General features: G+C 62.6%; 17 protein-coding genes. 9 read left to right on the top strand and 8 right to left on the bottom strand.

Going from position 1 to position 20,807, the window contains the following annotated elements; translation table 11 throughout:
- Positions 1-21 precede the first annotated feature (21 nt).
- Together ykgO and galE are read right to left on the bottom strand one after the other, a co-directional pair.
- Entirely contained in the window at positions 22-147 is a 126-nt protein-coding gene (gene ykgO / locus R9J51_RS02715; RefSeq protein WP_008069451.1) for a type B 50S ribosomal protein L36, read from the bottom strand.
- Positions 148-255: 108 nt separating this feature from the next.
- Positions 256-1,275 (bottom strand): UDP-glucose 4-epimerase GalE, encoded by a 1,020-nt coding sequence (gene galE, locus R9J51_RS02710; protein ID WP_179506633.1) that lies wholly within the window; start codon positions 1,273-1,275, stop codon positions 256-258.
- 222 nt (positions 1,276-1,497) lie between these two features.
- Here galE and R9J51_RS02705 point away from each other — a divergent pair, with 222 nt between their 5' ends.
- From R9J51_RS02705 to R9J51_RS02695, 3 genes are all read left to right on the top strand, one after another.
- Complete coding sequence (locus tag R9J51_RS02705; RefSeq protein WP_179505806.1) at positions 1,498-2,301, top strand: DUF4136 domain-containing protein; 804 nt, start codon at positions 1,498-1,500, stop codon at positions 2,299-2,301.
- Positions 2,302-2,403: 102 nt separating this feature from the next.
- Positions 2,404-3,018, top strand: a complete 615-nt coding sequence (locus tag R9J51_RS02700; protein WP_169476962.1) for a DUF4136 domain-containing protein — start codon at positions 2,404-2,406, stop codon at positions 3,016-3,018.
- Positions 3,015-4,175: a carboxypeptidase family protein gene (locus R9J51_RS02695; RefSeq protein ID WP_179505805.1), complete on the top strand. Its 1,161-nt coding sequence runs from the start codon at positions 3,015-3,017 to the stop codon at positions 4,173-4,175. The genes R9J51_RS02700 and R9J51_RS02695 overlap by 4 nt, the downstream gene beginning before the upstream one ends.
- Positions 4,176-4,439: 264 nt before the next feature.
- On the opposite strand, the gene R9J51_RS02690 is transcribed toward R9J51_RS02695, so the two are convergent.
- Positions 4,440-6,350: a putative bifunctional diguanylate cyclase/phosphodiesterase gene (locus tag R9J51_RS02690; protein ID WP_349237587.1), complete on the bottom strand. Its 1,911-nt coding sequence runs from the start codon at positions 6,348-6,350 to the stop codon at positions 4,440-4,442.
- Positions 6,351-6,868: 518 nt separating this feature from the next.
- Between R9J51_RS02690 and R9J51_RS02685 the strand changes: the two genes are divergently transcribed.
- Positions 6,869-8,203 carry a tyrosine-type recombinase/integrase gene (locus R9J51_RS02685; RefSeq protein ID WP_432787796.1) on the top strand — a complete coding sequence of 445 codons (1,335 nt, stop codon included), beginning with the start codon at positions 6,869-6,871 and terminating at the stop codon, positions 8,201-8,203.
- Positions 8,204-8,920: 717 nt separating this feature from the next.
- On the opposite strand, the gene R9J51_RS02680 is transcribed toward R9J51_RS02685, so the two are convergent.
- The 5 genes from R9J51_RS02680 to R9J51_RS02660 form a co-directional block, all read right to left on the bottom strand.
- Complete coding sequence (locus R9J51_RS02680) at positions 8,921-10,639, bottom strand: hypothetical protein (protein ID WP_218847435.1); 1,719 nt, start codon at positions 10,637-10,639, stop codon at positions 8,921-8,923.
- A 225-nt stretch (positions 10,640-10,864) separates the two neighbouring features.
- Positions 10,865-12,235, bottom strand: coding sequence for an IS1380 family transposase (locus tag R9J51_RS02675; protein WP_066763960.1), 1,371 nt, complete (start codon positions 12,233-12,235; stop codon positions 10,865-10,867).
- 81 nt (positions 12,236-12,316) lie between these two features.
- Positions 12,317-14,401, bottom strand: coding sequence for an SIR2 family protein (locus R9J51_RS02670; RefSeq protein WP_179505802.1), 2,085 nt, complete (start codon positions 14,399-14,401; stop codon positions 12,317-12,319).
- Positions 14,376-14,843, bottom strand: coding sequence for a hypothetical protein (locus R9J51_RS02665; RefSeq protein WP_179505801.1), 468 nt, complete (start codon positions 14,841-14,843; stop codon positions 14,376-14,378). The genes R9J51_RS02670 and R9J51_RS02665 overlap by 26 nt, the downstream gene beginning before the upstream one ends.
- A gap of 329 nt (positions 14,844-15,172) precedes the next feature.
- Positions 15,173-15,340 (bottom strand): hypothetical protein, encoded by a 168-nt coding sequence (locus tag R9J51_RS02660; protein ID WP_179505800.1) that lies wholly within the window; start codon positions 15,338-15,340, stop codon positions 15,173-15,175.
- A gap of 4 nt (positions 15,341-15,344) precedes the next feature.
- Here R9J51_RS02660 and R9J51_RS02655 point away from each other — a divergent pair, with 4 nt between their 5' ends.
- Genes R9J51_RS02655 through R9J51_RS02635 form a run of 5 tightly spaced genes read left to right on the top strand, consistent with a single transcriptional unit; the run spans position 15,345 to position 20,807 of the window.
- Entirely contained in the window at positions 15,345-16,331 is a 987-nt protein-coding gene (locus tag R9J51_RS02655; RefSeq protein WP_218843533.1) for a hypothetical protein, read from the top strand.
- A 1-nt stretch (position 16,332) separates the two neighbouring features.
- The gene (locus R9J51_RS02650) at positions 16,333-17,439 is read left to right on the top strand and encodes a peptidoglycan recognition protein family protein (RefSeq protein ID WP_432787795.1); all 1,107 of its coding nucleotides are present in this window, start codon (positions 16,333-16,335) and stop codon (positions 17,437-17,439) included.
- On the top strand, positions 17,436-18,095 hold the full coding sequence (locus R9J51_RS02645) for a hypothetical protein (protein ID WP_432787794.1): 660 nt from the start codon (positions 17,436-17,438) through the stop codon (positions 18,093-18,095). Before R9J51_RS02650 ends, R9J51_RS02645 begins: the two co-directional genes overlap by 4 nt.
- 22 nt (positions 18,096-18,117) lie before the next feature.
- On the top strand, positions 18,118-19,191 hold the full coding sequence (locus tag R9J51_RS02640) for a hypothetical protein (RefSeq protein WP_179505798.1): 1,074 nt from the start codon (positions 18,118-18,120) through the stop codon (positions 19,189-19,191).
- A 20-nt stretch (positions 19,192-19,211) separates the two neighbouring features.
- The gene (locus tag R9J51_RS02635) at positions 19,212-20,807 is read left to right on the top strand and encodes a S8 family peptidase (protein WP_179505797.1); all 1,596 of its coding nucleotides are present in this window, start codon (positions 19,212-19,214) and stop codon (positions 20,805-20,807) included.

Raw genomic sequence — 20,807 nt, 5'->3', positions numbered from 1 at the left:
CCGCCAGCGCGAAAGGGCTGATTAGCCCTGGCGCGCCTTGAAACGACGCTGGGTCTTGTTGATCACATAGGTCCGGCCACGGCGGCGGATCACGCGGTTGTCCCGGTGACGGTCCTTGAGCGACTTCAGGCTGTTGCGAATCTTCATGACTATTCCCTTTGCCCGAATCCGACCCGGGCGCGAAACTGAAGGTGCGCCGTTAGTGGCCCACCTGTGGAAAGTCAACCGTGGCCCGGCTGAATCATGGTTGGCGGTTCAGCCCGGTGTGGGCGTCAGCGTGCCCTGCATTTCGCCCAGCTTGCGCTCCCACGCCAGGGCATGGGCGATGATCGTGTCGAGATCGGCATGGCGCGGCACCCACGGCAAGGTGGCCTTGATGCGGGCGTTGTCGGAAATCAGCGAATCGGGGTCGCCAGGGCGGCGGCCCTGCAGCACGCGATTGATCGGCTGGTTGGTGGCGCGGTCAACGGCGTCGAGCACGTCGAGCACCGAAAAGCCCCGGCCATAGCCGCAGTTCATGGTGAGCGAGCGCCCCGGATTCTCGATCAAGGCCTCAAGTGCCAGAACATGGGCATCGGCAAGGTCGGTCACATGGATATAGTCGCGCACGCCGGTGCCATCGGGCGTGTCGAAATCGGTGCCGAACACGGCCACGCTGTCACGCTTGCCCAGGGCGGCTTCCACCGCCACCTTGATCAGATGCGTCGCCCCGGCGGTGGATTGGCCCGTGCGCGCCTGGGGATCGGCCCCGGCGACATTGAAATAGCGTAGGGCACAGAAGTTGAGCGGATGCGCGCGGGCCGTGTCGGCCAGCATGAGCTCGGTCATCAGCTTGGACATGCCATAGGGATTGATCGGCCGCTGCGGGCAGTCTTCGGTGACGGGCGAAACCTCGGGAATGCCGTAAGTGGCGGCCGTGGACGAAAAGATGAAGTGGCGCACTCCGCCGCGCACGGCCGACGCGATCAGGCTGCGCGTGCGGGCGGTGTTGTTGTCATAATACTTGAGCGGGTTTTCCACCGATTCGGGCACCACCACCGACCCGGCGAAGTGCATGATCGCGCCGATGCCCTGCTCGGCCACGATGCGCGCCAGCAGCGCTTCATCGGCGATGTCCCCCTGGTAGAACGGCACGCCATCGGGCACGGCAAATCGAAAGCCGGTGACCAGATTGTCGATCACCACGACGGGCCAGCCGGCATCCTTGAGCGCCAGCACGGCATGGCTGCCGATGTAGCCGGCACCGCCGGTGACGAGAACGGGGATCTTGAACATCACGGCGAATCACCTTCTTGTGGCCTGCCTTTTCGCACTAGCAGCATGATCACTTAAGAGAATTTGCTAATTGATCCGCCACCGGGCAATTCCATCCGTAACGGGCTGTCCGCCCGCCGTGGCGCATGGTTTTTGGCGCTGGCGCGTTTAACCTGATGGTTCAGCCGTGCGACAGCCCACTGGTGTCATGCCGTTCGGCCAGATTGATGGGAATTCCTTGCCATGCCCGCCCGCGTTCGTGTTCTTGCCCTGCTTGCTCCGGCCTTGGCCGCCCTGACTTTGCCCATCGCGGCGCAGGCGCAGCCGTGGGGCGGGTGGGGTGGCTATGGCCCCGGTTTTGGTGGCGGCGGTTGGGGCGGCTATGACGGCCCGCGCCGTGGCGTGAGCGCGCCAGAACCATCGAGCAAGATCGACGTGACGTCCTATCGCAGTGCCGATGCCATGGCGCTGCTGGGCAAGGGCAAGATCGTGGTGGCCGGGGTCGATGCCCCGGCCGAGGACCTAGAGCAGGGCGCCGACCAACCCACGCCAGACAAGCTGCCGGTCTATGAAGCGGCCGTGATCGATGCCCTGGTCGGCCATGGTTACGACACGCAGACGGCCACCGATGCCGGCCAGATCGCGCAAGTGGCAGTGAGCCACCAGGTCGTGGTGCCCGAAGAGCAGAAGCGTTCTCCGGTAAGCGGTGCGATGAGCACCACGGTGAGCAACCGCGGCTCGGCCGTGTCGCTGGGCGTGGCGCTGGATTTCACCAAGCCGGCCAAGGCGATCGTTTCCACCCGCATGGACGTGCGCATTCGCGACAAGGCCAGTGGCCGCGTGCTGTGGGAAGGCCACGCCGAAGGCATGGCACGCGAGGGCGAAGGCGGGCTGGACGATGGCAAGATGGCCGCGCGGCTGGCCAAGGCGCTGTTCGCACGCTTTCCCGAAGGCCAGGTGGTGGTGGCCGATGCTGGCGCGCCGGGCAATGTACCGGCCGGCATGGTGCCGGTGGGCATGGCACCGCCCAGCGAAAACAATCCCTGATCGCCATGGCGCTTGTGCCCTGCCCTTGAGTGCCTTGGGCGTCATCCCTATCTTCGAAACAGATCCGCGTTCGGCGGGCATTTCACGAAGGATGAAGGGCCTATGCGCCGCCTGGCGTTTCTCATGCTCATGGCCGCCCCGCTTGCGGTTCCGGTTGCAGCACTTGCCGCGCCTGTCCAAGTGACGCGTTTTTCCAAGCCCGATAGCGTGGCCCGGTTGGGCCATGGCGCGGTGGCGGTGGTTTCCGTCAGCGCCGGGCCGAACGGCAGCCCGCAGGCCGATCCGCAGAGCCTTGCCGACCAGCCCTGGCTGCTGGCGGTGCAGCGCGAAGTGGCCGCGCTCGGCTTTGGCGCGGCAACCCCTGGCGCGGCTGACGTGGTGGCCGAAGTGGATGTGCAGCACGACACGCAAGTGCGCGGCGGCGGCAATGGCCCGGTCAGCCTGGGGCTGGGCGGGGCCACCGGTGGCCGGCACAGCAGCGTTGGCCTGGGCCTTGGCTTCAACATCGGTGGCGGTCCGCGCCGGGTGGACAGCACCTGGCTGCGCGTGGTGCTGCGCGATCGCGCCTCTGGCGAGCCTTTGTGGGAAGGCCGCGCGGAAAACAGCGAGAAAAGCGGTTCGCCGGCCGCTTCGGCCGATGTTCTGGCCCCGCGCATGGCCCATGCGCTGTTTGCAGGCTTTCCCGGCAAGTCTGGCGACACTATCTCGGTCAAATGACGCAAGACGCAAACCCTGCCGCCCCGATCCTGATCAACGCCGCTTTCGATGCCGGCAATATCGAAGTCCTGGCTGTCGATGGCGCCCGTGCCACCCTGGCGATCCGCCGCGACAACCAGTCGGAATTTGCCCAGTGGTTCCATTTCCGCGTGAGCGGCGTGGCCGGGCGCGAACTTGACCTGGCGATTACCGGCCTCAGCACTTCGGCCTATCCCGATGGCTGGCCCGGCTATTCCGCCTGCGTTTCCGAAGATCGCCAGGAATGGACCCGCGCCGAATCGAATTTCGACCGCGGGCGTGATGGTGGCACGCTGCGCATCCGGCACCGGCCCGAAGGCGACCAGGCATGGTTTGCCTATTTCGCACCCTATTCGCTGGAGCGGCATAACGACCTGGTGAGCGAGGCCGCAGCCAGCCCGGGCGTTTCCCATCGCGTGCTGGGGCTCTCGCTCGACGGGCGGCCGATCGATTGCCTGACGCTTGGCACCGGGCCGCGCCAGGTGTGGCTCTATGCCCGGCAGCATCCGGGCGAGACGATGGCGGAGTGGTGGATCGAAGGTGCGCTGGAAGCGCTGACCGATCCGGCCGATCCGCATGGCCGCGCGCTGCGCCAGGCCTGCACGTTCCACATCGTGCCCAATTGCAATCCCGATGGCAGCGTGCGCGGGCATTTGCGCACCAACGCGGTGGGGGTCAATCTCAACCGCGAATGGCATGAACCGAGTGCGCAGCGCTCGCCCGAAGTGCTGGCCATCCGCAATGCGATGGACGCCACCGGGGTGGACTTTGCCATCGACGTACATGGCGACGAGGCGATCCCCGCCGTGTTCCTGGCCGGGTTCGAAGGCATTCCCGGCCTCACGCCCGAACAGTTGGCGGGATACCAGCGCTATCGCACCATCCTTGACCGGCGCAGTCCCGATTTCCAGGTGCGGCGTGGCTATCCGGAAAGCCGGCCGGGGCAGGGCAACCTGGCGATGTCCACCAACCAGGTGGCGCAGCGCTTTGGCTGCGTGGCGATGACGCTGGAAATGCCGTTCAAGGACAATGCCGACTTGCCCGATGCGGTCTATGGCTGGAGCGCGGAACGCAGCAAGCTGCTGGGCCGCGAATGCATGGCGGCGCTGTGGGAATGGTTGCAGCCGCAATCGGATTGATGGCGTAACCGTGCACAAAGCCAGGTCGGTTTTTACGACCCGTTAAGGCTTGTGGGATCATGGGAGAGGGATGGTACGCGCCCTCTCTCTCTCCCTCTCTGCCCGGCCGGCGCTTGGCGCCCTGCCAGGCCTTGCTGCGCACGCGCTTGCTTGCCTGCCGGTGCTGGGTTGCGCCCTGGCCTTGATCTGTGCGGGGCGCGCGCTGCCGTTCTGATGGTTATGGCCGCCTCGCCCACACGCCCCGCTTGAGGGGCGGTTTGGTCTTCAGGCGGCGCCCCGTTTCCCCTGGCTTTCGGCCCAAGGCTGGGCATCATCATCGGCGCATAGCGCAAGCAGCGCGGCGAGCGGCAACGGCTTGCTGAACAGATAGCCCTGCGCGTGTTTGCACCCGGCTTCCTGCAGCATGCGCCGCTGGGCCGTCGTTTCCACCCCTTCCGCTACGCAGGGAAGGCCGATGGCGTGGCAGAAGGTGATCATGGCCTTGGCGATGGTGTCGCCGCCGGGCTCGTTCAGCGCCGAGACAAAGCTGCGATCGATCTTGATCTTGTCGAGCGGCAGGCGTTGCACATAGCCCAGGCTGGAATAACCGGTGCCGAAATCGTCGAGCGCGATGCGCACGCCGATGTCGCGAAAGGCCTGCAGCGCCTGCGCGGCCACTTCGGCATTGGCCATCACTGCCGTTTCCGTCACTTCCAGCCAGATCCGCCCTGGATGAATGCCGGCGCGCTCTATCTCGCGGCGGATGAAAGCCAGCGTGGTGGCCGATGTCAGGTCGCAGGCCGAGATGTTGAACGACAGCGCCACGGATTCGGGCAACTGTTGCGCGGCCTTGAGCCCCTTGCGGATCACCGCGCGGGTGATGCTGTGGATCGCGGTCGATCGTTCGGCCACGGCGATGAAGTCGGTGGCGGAGATTTCCCCAAGCACGGGGCTGGTCCAGCGTGCCAGCACTTCCACCGCGCTGAGCCGGCCGCTCTCAAGCTCGACGATCGGCTGGAGCACGATGCTCAGCTCATCTTCCAGCGTGCTGGCTTGCAATGCCACTTCGATCGCCCGGTCGGCCCGCACCGCGGTTTCCAGCGCGGCGGTGAACACGCACACGCCGCCGCCGTTCACGTGCTTGGCATGATAGAGCGCATAGTCGGCGCGGTCGAACAGGTCGGCCGCGTTGGTGCCGGCCTGCGGGAAATGCGCCACGCCCAGCGATCCGCCCACATGGAGCACGATTTCTCCCACGTGCAGCGGCGCCTGGATCTGTTGCAGCAAGCGCTCGCAGGTGCGGGCAAAGCCCTTGGCGTCGCTGTCGATCAGCCCGAATTCGTCGCCGCCCAGGCGATAGACCCGCGCCGTGGGGCCGGCAGCATGGCGCAGCCTTGCGCCGATTTCGGCAAGCAGGCGATCGCCGACGTGATGGCCATAGGTATCATTGATCGGCTTGAACCGATCGAGATCGAGCACGCCCACGGCAAAGGCGCCGTTGCCGCCATCGCTGGTGGTCCAGCGATCGAGATCGGCATGGAACAGCCGCCGATTGGCCAGCCCGGTGAGGGCGTCGGTCATGGCCAGCTTGCGGTTTTCCTCGTTGAGGCGCTGCAACTCTTCGTGCTGCTCGGCGAGCAGGGTTCCGGCCGAAACCTGATTGCGGAAATGGGCAAAGCTGTTGAACAGCACCCGCAGCAACACGGCCAGCACCAGCGCCACGTTGATCCCGACAGTCACGAAGATCAGTTGCTGGCGCGCAAAGCACACGATGATGAACGGGGGCAGCACTGTCAGCGCCACCAGCAGCGCGGCCTGCGGCAGCACGATCAGGCAAAAGATGCAGCCGATCACCGTGGTGGAGATGTACAGCGCGACATGCGCCTGTTCGTAAGGACCGCCATAGGGCGCCAGGGCCAGCGACCAGCCAACGTAAGCCAGGGCAACCGGCCCGGCGACGATGGTAATTGCTCGCAACTGCCGCCGCGCCTTTTCGGGACTGGGGGCGCCACGCCGCGCCTGGCCCAGCCAATGGACCATGCGGATGACCGTTACGGCAAAGAGTACGGCGGGCACGCTGACGGTGAGCGCAGCGGGAGCCTGGTGACGGTGGGTAATGGCCACCGCCGCCGAATTGATCAGCAGCAGGCCATAGAGCAAGGGCACCTGGCGTTGCAGGTTGACCGCCTGGGACACGGCCAAGGCAGGATCATGTCCGATTTCCGCGAACCATCGAAACGGACGCGATGCGCGCAATGGCTTTCTCCCCTGGCCGCCGAATACATCCGCAAGCAGATTTCATGCACCTGAAAGCATGAAAAGAATCATACCTGGGGGCTCGTGTTCCCCGACGTGGACACCACGCGGGCGTTTGCCTGCGGGCTGTCGCAACGAAGTGACACAATCTGTTGCGGGGCCCGGCTTGGCAAGATTTAACGCCCGTGTCGCCGCAGGCCGCGCTCAGTGTGGGCTCAACGGACTTGGCAGCACGCGGCCGCGTGCGCGAACGAACGGCGGGTGGGCCGCGGCGTTAAATCAGCGATTTCGGTAAACTGGATGCCCCGCGAGGATTATAACTTTGATCCACCAATTTCCGCGAAAGTTCAAAAAATGCCAATGTTTATAGGGAAACTGAAAATGGCTCTTCCGGCTTGGTCCGTTGACGTTTGCTAGAATCCGCAATATTATGTGGGGACAAATGTGGGGTAAAAAGTGTGGGGAAATTGACCGCTGCCAAAATCCGCAATGCCAAGCCCGGATTTGGCCCATCCGGTAAGCCGGTGAAGCGCGCCTACCAGGACGGCGACGGTCTTTTCCTTCTGGTCTCGCCGGGCGGGGCCAAGTCATGGATGCTGCGCGTGCAAGCCGATGGTAAGCGTCGGGACATTGGACTGGGCGCGGCGGACATCGACAATCTCGGCAGCACCGCTTTTGGGAAGGTTGATTCTCGACATTCTGACGTTCCTCTCATGCTCCGCAAAAGCCTGTCCCTGGCGCAGGCCCGAGAAAAAGGGGCTGCACTGCGCAAGCTCGCCAAGGCAGGAAAAGACCCCAAGGTTGAACGCGATCGACAGCGCGTGAAGGTACCCACGTTTGCCGAAGCTGTTATCGAAGCCCACAAGGCCCTCATGTCCGGCTGGAGCGATCGCACCGCCAAGGCGTTCAAGGCCTCGCTGGAAGAACATGCAAACCCCAGGCTTGGGGCATTGAAGGTCGACGCAATCGGCAGCGCTGAAGTTATCGCCGCGCTCGCCTCAATCTGGAACGATAAGCCCGTCATGGCCCGCAAGGTGCGCAGCCGCATCGGACAGGTGCTTGCCTTTGCCAAGGCGCGTGGCTGGCGCAAGGACGCTGTGCCCGACGCTCGCGAATTGCGTACCGGCCTTGCCAAGCAGGACAAAGGGAAGAACTTTGCCGCCATGGCCTTCGCGAGGGTGCCGGGCTTTGTTGCCCGAGAATTGGCCAAGGATGCGACTGCCAGCCGCTTCGCCGTCCTCTTCACCATTTTGACGGCCGCGCGGTCAGGCGAGGTGCGGAACGCAACTTGGGAGCAAATCGACCTTGATGCCCGCACTTGGAGCCGGCCAGCCAGCCTTATGAAGATGGACAAGGGGCACGTCGTTACTCTTTCCGATGCCGCCGTTGCGCTGCTGACGCGCTGGATGCCTGAGGAAGGACAGCGCTCAGGCCTGATTTTCAGCGGCATGAAAGGTAGCGCTCTATCGGATATGTCGTTGACCAAGGCCTTGCGTACCGCGCATGAAGCCGAACTCTTGGCTGGGCGACCCGGTTATACCGACCCCAATTCGGGCAAGACCGCTACCGTGCACGGATTCCGCTCTGGCTTTCGCGATTGGGCTGCAGAACGGATGCCAACTGTTCCCGCGATGGTGGCGGAAATGGCATTGGCTCACAAAGTCGGCACCTCCACCGAGCAAGCTTATCTGCGCACCGATCTGCGCGACATGCGTCGGACTATGATGGAAGCCTGGGGCTACTTCGTCGCCCCGTCGCTGTCCGGCGTGACTCAGGACGTTACATCGACTTGAGCCGCCGGGATACACGGCTAAGCGCTACAGGGCAATTGGCGCCCGCCAATGCGTCGGACGAGTGGCTAGTCCTTGAACGAGCGGAGTTGAACTGGTGGGCAAGTTGCATTCAAAATTTCGGACAGCGGACGCGTCGCTGGCAAGTGTAATAGCGGGGGCAGGTAAGCAAGCTTGCGTATTTTTAGGTGTCTAGTAAGGAGTGAACTCCCATTTTGGCCCATTTTATCGCTGAATTCCGTCATTTCTAGGGTTAGCTTCTGCTTGATGCCCTAAGCGATACCCCTTGAAATTTCCTAGGGAGTCTCGGGTTCTTGATGCCACTGATTTGCCACACCGGCGCGACACAGGGTCCGTCCATCTGATGCCTGTGCAGTTCTTGCCCAACGGGCGGTGCAGAACCCTTCGGTCCCCGGCATTATCTGGCTCGAGTCAGGGTGCAAGGGCTGGCAAGCTGACCACGGGATTACGGCTCAGAGAACAGCAGCCCTGCTGTCGCGAAGTCTATGTAGTGACCGGCTTTCCGTCGACTGATTTCATAGATAAGGGTGGTGCTCAGCGTGGTACACCCGCTGACGCGGTGACCGTCGGGTTCTGCTCGGGGACGCTTGATGGGGCTCCCTAATTTCGGATCCTTCTCAATACTGCTACGTCAAAGTTACTGATTTCTTCGGGGCGCCCAATTGGCTGAGTTGAATGGACCAAGTCGCTTCAGCGTATTCACCGCCGCCCTGGTTGATCGGTGAGTGCGCTCTGAGCTCGCGACATCGCCTGACGGTAGCCAACCCGGCTAGCGGCGGCGCTACCAGATGCGATAAGGGCTCGCCCCGACTGAGGATCACCGCGGCACATGAGGATGCGACCGATCAGAATTCTCAGCGAAATCTTGCGAAGGCTTAATCCATATCGTGTCGCTACAGTCAGTGCATCGCTGGCGTGCTCGAGCGCGACTTCATAATCCCCGGTAATCATGCTTGCAGTCGCGAGATTGGCACGTGCTTCGACGCGCACACGATACATATCCGTGGTGTCCGCGTACACCAGCGCATGATGCAATTGCAGACTTGCGCGGGCCCACGCATCAATATCCCGCATGGCGAGCGCCCGCTTGGCACGCTGGATGCGGCTTTGATGAACAAGATCCAGTTGGCGCGCCGATTCGGCCGCCGACACCGCGAGATCAAGCGCGGAATCCGCTTGCGGGGATGCATCTGTTTCCCGGAGCAGAGCGGCGCGGTGACGCAGAAACGTGGCATAAGCGCGACGCTCGTCAAGCCTTCGGAGTATATCCAGCGCGTAATCGTAATATTCGAGCGCGTCGATCGTTTCCCCCAGAACGTGGGCGCAGATGCCGCGATACCCCGTGGCCAGCCCGACGGCTAGAATCTCCTCGTGCGAAACGCTTTGATCCGTAGCAAGGGGGATGGCCCCTTTTACGGCGATCAGCGCCTTGATACGCTCGAGTTTTGCCGCCCCAAGGCCAGCCTCTATCTGTCCGATCCGCTTTTCGGCCGTCTCCAGCTTTGCACGTTCGATATCGATGACGATCTGGTTGAGCGTGATCCGCCGCCAGTTGTGGGTCCGGTCACCGAACTCCACGTAATCGACGTTGAACCGATCGGCTTCGTCGAATGCAAAACGCGCCTCGTAAAGACTCCCTTGCGCGAGCTTGACCACGCCGATCTCGTTATAGAGCCACACGATTTCGTCGGGGTAAAACGGGCCGGCTCTGTCGCTTTTCTCCCGCGCGAGTGCCGCAGTGCATTCCCGAAACGCGGCTAACAGCCGCTCAAGGCGCTCGGCATGTTCAGTAAGCGCCCCATCCCGTTCGGGACCTATCGTGCGATCCTTGCCGTCGATTGCCAGCAATGTCGTGGTCGAATAGTAGCCTCTGATGGTGGCAAGCGCACCCCGCAGCGCGGCGATCGCATCGGGTCGAATGCGCGCATCGCTTCCATCCATTGCAAAGTTGGCGTCATACGGCTCGTCCTTGTGCAGTCCGATCAACCAATCGATCAGTTGTCCCAGTTCATCGTGTAGAAACGTTTCGGGCAGGGGCCCATCTGTTGGCTGCGCGGTGTAAAGCGACATGTTGAAAGCGGTAGACAGCACCGCTTCCGACAACGGCACACCCGAGCGTTCGCGCAACTCTGACAACAATGTTGCATGAAGGCCATAGCGTGGCATCCGGCACGCCGAAGAGTCCGGAAAGGGCGCAAGCGTGATCACCAGTTCCCTGAGGACCAGCCATTCCATCACAGCCTTGAACTGTGCGCGACGGGACGCGAGCGTACTTGCAGACTCCAGGCGCAACCGACGCTGCACCCGCGGCGCAAGAAACAGGACATCGGGTTCCACCGGCTGGCCGATTTGCGCCATGACGGTCAGTATGTCGATCGCAATCCGTCCTTGCTGGCCAAGCTTAACATCCGATTCCAATTGTCTGGGCTCAAGAAAGGCGGCATAAAATGCTCTTCTGAATGCTGAAAGCTCTAGCCCGGCTTATTCATGAGCCCGCTGCACTGGGGCGTGCCGGGTTTGATGTGTCGGTGGCCGCGTGATCCGGGCGCGCGGTTTCGGCGGCGTTTTTCGCCGCAGCAAAACCGATGGCTTTTCGAGGTTGATGGGCGATGGCTCGGGCTTTGTGCGGCACAGCCGCGCTGGCTATGTCGGCGCTGGCCGGAGACTGGTGGCGATGGCTTTGAACACGCCGGCGTCGGGGCATGCTGACGCGAAGGCGACACGGATGCGCGAGGCGGTCTCGATGACGCGGGCGGCGACCTTGAGCAGCCGCAGGCGCAGCGTTGCGAACTCGGCAGTGGCCAGAGAGGTGGCCTTGGGGATGGCCTGCTGGACGCGCCACATCAGCCAGTAGGCGGCGGTATGCAGGATGAGGCGCATCTGGTTGGCATTGGCCGAGCGGCACGAGGTGCGATCGCTGGCCAACTGGGTCTTGTGGCGCTTGATCAGGTTTTCGGCTTGGCCGCGCGCGCAATAGAGCGTGTCGTAAATGTGCTCGGGCGAGCCTTCTGTCAGCGAGGTGACGACATAGCGGATGTCCATGCCCAGCGTGCTGGCCTCAATCCGGGCGACGACGCGGCGTTGGCTCTTCCAGCTTTTGGCGCCGTAGCGGGTCTCGACATAGTTGCGCAGGACCGGATGTTGGGCCTGGGCCCGCTTGACCGCGCAGGCATCGGCGACGGCAACGATGGCCGGATCGGCCCGCAGCGCGGCGTTGGTCGGCAAGCCGAACACGTAATCGACCCCGGCCGCCTCGCAGAACGCCATGATCTCGGGACGGGCGTAGTGCCCATCGCCGCGGATGGTGATGTGGGTATCGGGCCAGTGCTGGCGGATATGACGCACCAGGCGCCGGATGTGGCCGGCACCTTCGGCACCCGACGGCGTCTTGCCAGTGCGCAGCAGCATCGCCACCGGCCGCCCGCTCGCGGTATCGTACACATGGATCGGCAGGAAGCAGCGCTCACCGTGATGTCCGTTCCAGAACGAGAGCTGCTGATAGCCGTGCACGACATCACACGTGTCATCGATATCCAGCGTCACCGCCGCCGGTGGGGCCGGATAGCTGGCACAGTAAACGCCGATCATCGCGACCATCATCCGGGCCAGTTCACGCGTGGTCGGTGCATTCTCCCAGCGGCTCATCGTCGGTTGGCTGGCCAGCCCCGCGCCCGATCCCGGCAACTTGCCCAGCGCCAGGCGGAAGCCCGGATCGTCGCGCAGGGCATCGAGATCATCGGCGTCCTCATAGCCACACGTGATCGCGAACACACGGGCACGCAGAATGTCATCGAGGCGATGGATCACCCGCGTCGGGTCACGCGGATCGGCGATGCACGCAGCAAGCTGCCGGCAGATCCCCATCGCGCGCTCGGCCTGCGCCAGCAGCAGAACGCCGCCGTCAGAGGTCAGCCGGCCACCGTCGAACGCGGTTGTGACCTTCTTGCCGCCAACCGCTGGAAACGAAAATCCCGGTGCGCTATCATCGCTCCCGGCGGGTGTGGTCCGTGGCATAAATTGCCTCGCTGAAGGACTGGTCTAGACACCCATTTTCCTACTGCAAAGCAATCGCTTACGCCACTCCCGCCAACCCTCTCACCCGCCGCGGTGAATAAGACAGGCTAGACTGGTTCGCCTCTTGTCTTCCACGATAAGGCCTGAAACCGGATTGAAGGATAGCTTCAGATTTTCTCCAAGGCTTGCCATGTACCGTGAAGGGCCTTTGGCATCTTGCCGACGTTGGAGTTCGATGGCGGAATCGCTGCACCAACCGATCCCTTGAAAATACTGCACAGCCCGCGGCGTGGTGAACACGACTATGCCTATCGTGGCGCGTTTCTCGGGCTCGGGGGCCGCGCAGCATCGCACATACCTGCGCAGCATCTCGTCGAATTCTGCGCTCAGCGGCTCGCCATTGGTGCCAAAAAGCCGCTCGACACCAATCAGAACGATGAGCGCTGGCTGCTCCAGGGTGAACGCCCGATCCAGACGAAAGGTCTCATTGCGGCTGGTTCCGTCGGGAATCCTGCGCCCCTCCGCCTCTCGCCGGGCTTTGATGAAATCACCGACAAGGTTGAGCAAACCATCAGTGTCGAAGCAGAAATCAGCGTTGAGCAACAGGACGGTGCCTGTTGGATGGGCGCGAAGCCAAGCATCGGCCAGTCCGCGCGCTTCACCACCTTTGCCAACGCCCGCTGGACCTATGGCAAGCGACAGTTTTCCCGTCAGTTCGTCAAGTTTGAATTGCGCCGAGCAGCCGGTTGCAGCGTGTGATTCAACCTCCCAGGCGGTGATCAAGCCCTTCGCCTGACGTACTCTGGATGCCATCGAGCGCCAATGCGTGACGCGGGCCATCCGTCGGTCCCGGCGCGCCTGCAGATCGCGCGCCAGCAAGGCAATGGCATTTCGCAGCCGATTCACATTGAACATGCGCCTTTCTTCGTTGTTGCCTTTGGGGGCAAGGATTTCGCCCTCATCCGCACCTTCGAGCTCGTGCGAAAAGATCGTCAGCACGCCCAGTCGATGGAGCATATCGAGGCGGAAGACGTCGCAGGCATCCTGGTCAATCCCGGGAACCGGATTGCCCCCCTCGTCCCGCCGACCATACGAGTTCCACAGCAGGAAAGTAGGGGTAACTCGTCGATAAGGGTGGTTTCCCACGTAATCATGCAGGGTGCGGTTAACATCGGCCTCGGTCATGCCGATGCCAACGAACAGGATCGGGTTGCCCGCGAACAGCAGTTGAAGAGCATGTTCGAAAGGCGCTTTGGAGAGGCCGCCACGCCGATAAAGCCTGTCGTAGTCGCGGTAGCTGACGACCATCGAATCAAATGCATCCGCACGGCCATGCAGGTGAAGCACGTGATATTCGTGGTCCGCCGAGCCGACAGCGAATTCTATCAGGCGGTCGGTGCGTTCACGGTTGAAGATATCGCTGACAAGGCTACGCGCACCTGGCAGCCGCTTGATGATCGATCCCGAAGCCGGATCGTGGTCCAGGTTCCCCAGCGCGCCCAGGGCGTTCAAACCGTCGCCATCACGGGGAGGGGCACGGTGACTGTATTCGAGTTCGGCCTCGAGATCGTAATTCAACGTGATCGTGCGATCAATATTCAAGTCATGCAACAGAGTCTCAAGAACGGTCTTATCTGTTTTCCACGTTTTCCGAACAAGAAATTCCTTGTCCGAAATTTCCTTGTTGGGGTTTACATGGTCCATCCGAGAATAATGCGCGGCGACATCGACCGTTTCCCCGATGATGCTGAAGCTGACTCGCTTGTCCAGCCTGAAGGGTGGACGCGCCTCGTTGCCAAATTCTTCAAACTTTTCGACAACCTGTCGCAGTTCGGCCACTTGTGATCGCGCCTTGGTTTCGTGGCGCTCGAACGAGGACCGCGCTGCCTGGAAGCAGGATGCGACGAATTCGTCCCAACTTGAATAGCCACGATCTTCGGTGGTCATCGATCCAGTGAAAGCGATCATGCGACCAGTTCGCATGGCCTGGACGAATTCGTCCATTGTCCGCCGGCGCAGTGCGTCGGCATCGAAATAGTGCCGCTTCAGATAGCTGAACGTAATCGAGTCGAAATTTTGCTGGCGCCGTTCCTCATCGCCCCCGTGCTGCTGCTTTTCAACGTCTTGTTCCGATTCTGACTTACCCCCGTCGTCCCTCTCGTCCATTGGTGCCCCCTGTCGAATCCGCGCCCAGAAACAGATCCAGTCTCTGCATGTAACGCGCCGCATGCGCCTCGATCGCTTCATAGAGCCTCGCCCGACCGGCAATGTCGCGCTCGGCAGCAGCGTAGAGCGTAGCAATCTCGTGCGAAACCGAGCTCAGAAAGGCCTGCCGAATCCGGGAATGCGCCGGAGCCTCATAATAGGCCTTCAAGGCCGCCTGATCCGACAGGTGAACCATGAGCACCGGACGTCTGCCGGTCTGACCCGTGGCGATCGCGCCAAGATAGACGCCATCAGATGCCGTGATGACGCGCTGCTCCGCAAGACGAAGCAAGTCAAAAGAAATGTCGCCCAACGAGTGGGCGGCGATGAGTTCGTTATGGACAATTCTGGCCGCTTCAAGCGGCACGCACTCTGCAAATAAAACCAGATGAACGATCGCCATCGCACCTTACCCCTGGCCCGAAGCTCATGCTTCGCGAAAGCTTCAGACTATCGCAACTCTGTCCGCAAGGCGAAGGAATTGCCGGTAGCGGCGGGGAAACGCCGACTCGTCGAGCACTGTCTAGAGGCAAAAACATAGCAAGCTCGTGAAGGATATACATATCAAAGTAAATCAGATGTTTAACTTAAAATTTCAAAGCGGAATATCTTATCCGACTCGTAAATATCCAACGAAAAGCTGTTCACGCGACCTGTAAAACTCAGGGGCGATGGTGTCGTCAAGTTGATAAATCTTTGACTTGACCACTCCGACCTATTGTGAACAATTCATCATAAATCGAATCGTTTTGTCATCACGGGTGCTGTCGATTTTTCTTGGATCGGAGCGAGCAATGACAATTTATCAGGAATATACCTGCCCAACAGGGCTGATTTGATGACATGCTTGAACATCGCCGACATGGCACCTGGAAGGTCGGATGCAACCGGCGCGGACATTCGCATGATCTATTCGATCAAGCCTCCCGAATACGCCATTTACCAAACAGATACGCGTGTGGTTGTGCAATATGCGGATGACCGCGCCCTGGCCGATAGGCAGCGGACATCGCTGATAGGGCTCAACCCGCTGCGCGGCGAGATCACGGGTCTGACCGAAACCTGGAACCGTTCAAAACGCGGAGGCTTTCGCGCCCACGCTTTTTCGCGTCGCGTGGCAAACGCGCTGGCCCTTGCGCTGGAAGGCGATGGTGTCGGCGCCGAAACCGAGCTGCGCGCGATACGGCAGGAAATTCTGGACCAGCGACTTGCGATCGGCCGGTTCGAATACCTCGTTGCCGCATTCGGCGTCGGCGTGATCACCATGACGCTGATCGCGCTGGCTACCCTCGTGCTGGACTGGGGCGAAACCGGCGCCGAATTGGCGCGCGCGTCTGCGGCCGGCGCGGTCGGCGCGTTCTTCTCGATCACACTCGCGATCCGGGGGAGAACCGTGCTGCCCGATCTCCAGCGCCTCGCCAATGTGCTGGATGCGGCGCTGCGCATGGTCATTGGGCTGATCGCCGGTGGCACGCTCATGGCGCTGGTCGCGGCGCACGTCGTATCCGTGGGGTTTGGTGACACCGCGCTGGCCAGCAAGGGAACCGGCGACAGCAGCTGGCTGCTCCCCCTGATCTACGGTTTTGTCGCTGGGTTTTCCGAACGCTTCGTGCCCGATCTGCTCGCCAAGGCCAGCGCTAGCACGGAAGCACCGCGGACGGTAGCGGCACAACCCATCGCCGCCGCGGCGCCTGCCAACAATGCCAAGCCCCTGGACGGTGCCGGCAACGCTCCCGGCGGCGATGCCGAGCCGGATCCGGACCCGGCGCCAGAGCAGGCCTCGATCGATGCCTGCCTGTGCGATCACCCCGTTGGCGATGACGACGCGACCGACGATGCCGATCTGCCGGCCGCCTCGGGCGGCGTGGCCCAACCAGCGCAGGTGCCCTGATATGGTCTTGCCTATCTACAACCTCATCTGGATGCCCGCAGTGCTGGAAGCCGCCGGGCTCAAAGTGGCCGAAACTCCGGGCTGGCGCTCACGCGGGCGCGCCGAAATGGGAACGGTGCGAGGGGTGATGTGCCATCACACAGCCACGGCCGCCCCTGGCAACATGCCCACGCTCAAAACGCTGATCAACGGGCGCTCCGATCTGCCCGGGCCGCTGGCCCAATTGGGGCTTGGGCGCGACGGCACATTCTACGTGATCGCGGCGGGCCGCGCCAACCATGCCGGTGCAGGCTATTGGGAGGGGATCAAATACGGCAATTCCAGCTTCATCGGAATAGAGGCAGAGAACAGCGGGCTGGCGAATGATCCCTGGCCGGATATTCAGATGGACGCCTATCACCGAGGCGTTGCGGCCCTGCTTGCGCATATCGGCGCCGATGCCGGCAAATGTTGCGGGCATAAGGAATATGCTCTGCCCAAGGGACGCAAGCCCGATCCCAGTTTCGACATGCCCACTTTCCGCAGCAGTGTGGCGGCGTTTCTGTCTGGCAAGACACCGGAACCGCCAATTCCGGCAAAGGATGAACAGGACCGCCCGACTCTCCGCCGAGGCGATAGCGGGGCGCTCGTTGCAGCCCTCCAGCGCGCGCTGGAGATCGACGACGACGGGAAGTTCGGGCCTGGCACGGAGAAAGCGGTCCGCGCCGCGCAACGCAAAGCAGGTCTGGTTCCAGACGGCATCGTGGGGCCAAAAAGCTGGGCGGCGCTGAACCCTCCCCTGACCGCGTCAACATCCGCTCTCGCATCTGCGCCAGCGTCCGGTCCGGCACCACAGGCGCAAACCGTTGCTATGGCGGCACTGCCGGTGGCGGGCGCCGCGTCGTTGCCGATCGCCGACGATGCGAACCATCCTGTGGTCGTGCGTGGTGGAATCGCATTCGGCCCCGGGGGCCAACGTTTTGCCTCGCGGCTTTCACAAGGCTTCTACACACTGGGGTTACGCCCGCCGCCGCCTGGTTGGGGGGGACACCGCCGCCAGGCCTGTCTGGTTCCGCTGCTCGCGTTGTTGCCGCAGCATGCGCGAACGAAGGCGGATTCGAAGCCGTGAACTCTTACGACAATGCCCATCTTTCGGTCGGCATCTGCCAGTGGACCGCGGGGGCAGACGGCGCGCCCGGCGAACTTGCTGTCCTGCTGCGCCGGATCCACGCGGCCGATCCGGCCACTTACGACGATTGCTTCGGGCGCTATGGCCTGGTGCCAGCGCAAATGGCGGGCGAGGCTGCAGGGCTGCTGACGCTTGGCGGACAGACGCTGGACACGGGCGACAAGAAGCGGGTGCTTCGCTCTCCAGAGTGGGCTTGGCGGTTCTGGCGAGCAGGCCATCATCCCTCGGTCCGCCTGGCTCAGGCCGTGCTGGCGGCGGATCGAACGAAGCATTTCCTCGACCGGGAAATTGCGGGGCATCGCGTGGCGGACTGGCTTTCTTCGGAACTGGGCGTGGCGTTGCTGTTGGATGAGCACGTAAACCGGCCGGGCCATGTGCCTGGGACACTTGCGCAGGCAATCAACCAACTCAGCGCGGACCAGCGCGATTGCACGGCGTGGCAACCCGCGCAGGAACGCGCGCTCGTCGATGCCTACCTGGCGCAGCGCGCCACCACCACCATGACTCACGCCAAAGAGCGCGGCGAGGCGATTCTGGTCCTGGCGCGGGCCGGCAAGCTTTCGGACCAACGCGGCTCTTTTTCCAGGGATAACTGAAAAAACCGGAAGGGGAAGGACAGTGGCAGTCTATCGACTGATCGGCGAGCAGGTCATCACGGAGCCGGAATTTCGCCGGGCCGCGCGAGATTTCTCCGGGCTCGAATTAACAACCCCGGTCGAAATCGGCCTTGCGGGCGGGCGCACGCTATCACTGGACTCGGCGGCCCCGGTTGCGGATTTCCATCCAATCGGAATCGGCCTGCCACTGCGGGTGATGATTTCCGAAGTCTATACTGGTCGCTTCCCGAAATCCGGCCTGTTTGGCGGTTCAAAGGACGTGGCGGTGGTATCCGGCCTGCGTGACTACAGCAGCTTTTCTGCCGTCTCGCGGGCACTCAATCTCATTGCGCCCAAAACCCACAAGAAGACACGCATCAATCTGCCATCCGCATTCAGGGATGGAACGGCCGTCGTGTCCTATTCGCCGGCCGTCCTGACCGACTCTCTGCTGGTCAGCATCGAGTTTGCGGTAGACAACTTTCCCGATGAACTGTTCGCGAAAGTCTCTTCGGCGTTTACCGCATTGGCCGGGCTGCCGATTTTCCTGCCCTTTTCAGGCTATCTGCTGGGTGCCGGCGGCGTGGTGAAGCTGGCAGGCAACCTCGGCGAAGCGCTGTTTGACGGTCACCCGTCCTTTTCGGTGAGCGGCTCGATCGACTTCGACAATGCCGGCATGCCGATCGCCACCGCCTCGTTCCGGATACTCGCCGATCCTGCGCTGGGCGCCGAAGAGTTCAGATACGTACCTGGCCGAGGGCTGGTCAGCGGTGACACCGTCTATGACGGTGACGAACCATATGTCGTGCTCAATCTCGACGGGAAGGAACGACCGGAACTGGCCAGCTTCGCGCCGACGGCGGCGAGCGGAGCCGTGCTGCAGCGCTTCTTCCAGGTCAGAGACGGCGGAGAAGCCGCTACGGATACCTTGCTGCAAGGCGTGCAACTCGTCTCGGACCTGCATTACCGCGATCTTGCCCTGGCAAAGCGGGCCGCGATCGCTGCCGCAGCCAGCGAAACCGAAAAGGCCGCATTGCAGGCGCAATATGATGCGCTGCTCAAGAACATCGTGGCGGATGTCATGAAACCCGCCTGACGGTTCGAACAAGGGAGGACATGATGGCCGACGATTCAACGGGCCTGGGCAGAAATCTAGTCAGCACGCGCATCGCGCCCGATCTCCTCGCGCTATTGGCGCCGCCTGAATCCACGCGCTCGCCGGGTATCGTCCGAAAAGCGGAACAGGAAGCGCCGCTGCTTCCCGTGCTGATCGAGGGCAATGCACGCATGCCGCTCGGCGCAGGGCAGGCGCGGCGGCTCATCGCCTTGAGCTATGCACGCCAGCGCGCTGCGGAGCCAGGCATGGATAAATGGATTGCACGACTGGCGCGCGCCGATGACCCGGAATTGCCCGATATCTTCGAACCCGAGGACAAAATCGATCTCGAGAATTCGATGTACACGCCCTACTATCTGCGGGCGAAGCTCAGTGCCGCCACGCTCGGCAGGCTTGCGGATATCAAGGTATCCATGCCTGACGTCAAGGAGCCCATCGCCCTCGTCTACAAACTGTGGCACAACCATGCGATCGACCGCCATGTATTTGAGTCCGTGCGCACGGTGAAGGGCGATGCCGGTCGTTCCGCCTTCTCCGCCGCCGGCAAAGGCATCGTCTGGGCCGTGGCCGACACCGGCATCGATGGCCGGCATCCGCACTTCTTGCAGCATGATACCCTGAAGCTTCCCGATGGCCTTGACCACCACGATTTTACCGGCGGCGGCAGTCCGCTCAGTGATACCGATGGCCATGGCACGCATGTTGCGGGAATTATCGCCGGGGAAACCACGATCGGTGGGCCAACCGATGTGCCTGCAAACGGCGGCGTGCCGGTCAAGGTGGCGCAGATTTGCATCAATCGCTCCAAGCGCCAGCCGAATGGGCAAGTGGTGCCCGACCCGGATCTTGCCCGGAAGGAGCCGATATCGGGCATCGCTCCGCTTTGCCGGCTCGTCAGTCTCAAAGTCCTCAGTGGTGGCGCGGGCGGCGATGTCGGCCTGCTGCTGGCGGCGATCGGCTATATCCAGCAAGTGAACGACAACGGGTCCAAGTTGCGGATACACGGCCTCAACCTGAGCCTGGGTTACGGATTCGACGCGCGCTGGTTTGCCGCCGGACGAAGCCCGCTGTGCGTCGAAGTGGATCGCCTGGTGCGCAGCGGCGTGGCGGTAGTGGTGTCCGCCGGGAACAGCGGCTATGGGCCGATCCAGGCGCTCAACCTGTCGGTGGACCAGGCCGCGCATCTTGGCACGATCAACGATCCTGGCAACGCCGAGGAAGCGATCACGGTGGGCTCGACCCACCGCGACGAGCCGCACAATTACGGCGTCTCGTACTTCTCGGGTAAAGGCCCGACCGCCGACGGACGGATGAAGCCCGATCTGGTCGCGCCGGGGGAGCGCATCATATCGTGCGCGGTCTATGATCCGACAAAGCCCGGAGACGCACCGTTCAAGCAGGATAGCGGCACCAGCATGGCAGCCCCCCACGTATCTGGCTGCATCGCGGCTTTCCTGTCCGTGCGCCGTGAATTCCAGGGGCGGCCCTGGGACGTCAAGGCTATCCTGAAGCGCAGCGCCAGCGATCTTGGCCGCCAGCAGGCGTTCCAGGGGGCCGGCCTGATCGACGTCATGCGCGCACTGCAATCAGTCTGA

It is taken from the genome of Novosphingobium rhizosphaerae (assembly GCF_050920675.1).
GTDB classification, from domain to species: domain Bacteria; phylum Pseudomonadota; class Alphaproteobacteria; order Sphingomonadales; family Sphingomonadaceae; genus Novosphingobium; species Novosphingobium rhizosphaerae.
Note: the sequence above shows the minus strand (reverse complement) of the source record. Positions and strands in the feature narration are given on the sequence as shown.

Coding starts and splice junctions, on each gene's coding strand:
- R9J51_RS02650 (WP_432787795.1), top strand. CDS start 16,333: ATGGTCTTGCCTATCTACAACCTCATCTGGATGCCCGCAGTGCTGGAA.
- R9J51_RS02695 (WP_179505805.1), top strand. CDS start 3,015: ATGACGCAAGACGCAAACCCTGCCGCCCCGATCCTGATCAACGCCGCT.
- galE (WP_179506633.1), bottom strand. CDS start 1,275: ATGTTCAAGATCCCCGTTCTCGTCACCGGCGGTGCCGGCTACATCGGC.
- R9J51_RS02665 (WP_179505801.1), bottom strand. CDS start 14,843: ATGGCGATCGTTCATCTGGTTTTATTTGCAGAGTGCGTGCCGCTTGAA.
- R9J51_RS02660 (WP_179505800.1), bottom strand. CDS start 15,340: ATGTCCGCGCCGGTTGCATCCGACCTTCCAGGTGCCATGTCGGCGATG.
- R9J51_RS02655 (WP_218843533.1), top strand. CDS start 15,345: ATGATCTATTCGATCAAGCCTCCCGAATACGCCATTTACCAAACAGAT.
- R9J51_RS02635 (WP_179505797.1), top strand. CDS start 19,212: ATGATGGCCGACGATTCAACGGGCCTGGGCAGAAATCTAGTCAGCACG.
- ykgO (WP_008069451.1), bottom strand. CDS start 147: ATGAAGATTCGCAACAGCCTGAAGTCGCTCAAGGACCGTCACCGGGAC.
- R9J51_RS02675 (WP_066763960.1), bottom strand. CDS start 12,235: ATGCCACGGACCACACCCGCCGGGAGCGATGATAGCGCACCGGGATTT.
- R9J51_RS02670 (WP_179505802.1), bottom strand. CDS start 14,401: ATGGACGAGAGGGACGACGGGGGTAAGTCAGAATCGGAACAAGACGTT.
- R9J51_RS02705 (WP_179505806.1), top strand. CDS start 1,498: ATGCCCGCCCGCGTTCGTGTTCTTGCCCTGCTTGCTCCGGCCTTGGCC.
- R9J51_RS02700 (WP_169476962.1), top strand. CDS start 2,404: ATGCGCCGCCTGGCGTTTCTCATGCTCATGGCCGCCCCGCTTGCGGTT.